General features: G+C 61.3%; 2 protein-coding genes. Both read left to right on the top strand.

Annotated features, from left to right (window positions below):
• Positions 1–444, top strand: a 444-nt coding sequence (locus ACP7E0_RS34945) for a TolC family protein (protein WP_426131946.1), incomplete at its 5' end; no start/stop codon positions are given.
• Between the two features lie 14 nt (positions 445–458).
• On the top strand, positions 459–919 hold a 461-nt coding region (locus tag ACP7E0_RS34940), incomplete at its 3' end, for a multicopper oxidase domain-containing protein (RefSeq protein ID WP_426131945.1).

Genomic DNA, 919 nt, shown 5'->3' with positions numbered 1-919 from the left:
GGCAATGTGGAGCTGGAATTCGTGATCCCGATCTTCGACAGCGGCAAGGCCCGGATGCGGAAATCGGAACTGGCCTACATGCGGGCTGCCAACCTGCTCGCAGAAAAAGCGGTGAACGTCCGCTCGGAAGCTCGTTCCGCATACCAGGCCTATCGCTCGAACTACGATATCGCCCGACACTACCGCAATAGCGTCGTACCGTTGCGGACCAAGATCGAGGAAGAATCCCTCCTTACCTACAACGGCATGATCACCAACACGTTTGAACTGCTTGCCGACAGCCGGGAGAAGGTCAACTCGATCCTCCTGGCAGTCAATGCAAAACGCGATTTCTGGTTGGCCGAAGCCAATCTCGCGCCTGCCATCTACGGCGGCGGCGCGGGTTCTGCGGGTGGTGAAACTGAAGTCGCAGCGGCTGCCGAAAGCGGCGGCGGCGGTCACTGAGAAAGGACAAAGACATGTTCAACAGAAGACAGATGCTCGGCGCAGGCGCGGCCCTCGTTTCGACTGCCGCCTGGGCGAAGACCTCCAATATGGGTCTGCCTGAGGCTGCAGTGATGGAAACCGCAGAAACGCAGACGCCCGTCCGTCCCTCATCAGGGCCGGATTACACCCCCGTCGTGACCCTGAACGGCTGGACGCTACCGCATCGGATGAACAACGGTGTCAAGGAATTCCACCTTGTCGCGGAGCCCGTCGAGCGCGAGATGGCCGAGGGCATGACAGCCCATCTCTGGGGCTACAACGGCCAGTCCCCGGGTCCGACCATCGAGGCGGTCGAGGGCGACCGTGTTCGCATCTTCGTCACCAACAAGCTGCCGGAACATACGACCATCCACTGGCACGGCATGATCCTACCGTCCGGCATGGATGGGGTCGGCGGCCTGTCGCAGCCGCACATCCCGGTCGGCAAGACCTT

This window comes from Pararhizobium sp. PWRC1-1 (genome assembly GCF_049897905.1).
GTDB lineage: Bacteria > Pseudomonadota > Alphaproteobacteria > Rhizobiales > Rhizobiaceae > Pararhizobium.
This window is presented reverse-complemented; position numbering and strand designations above follow the sequence as displayed.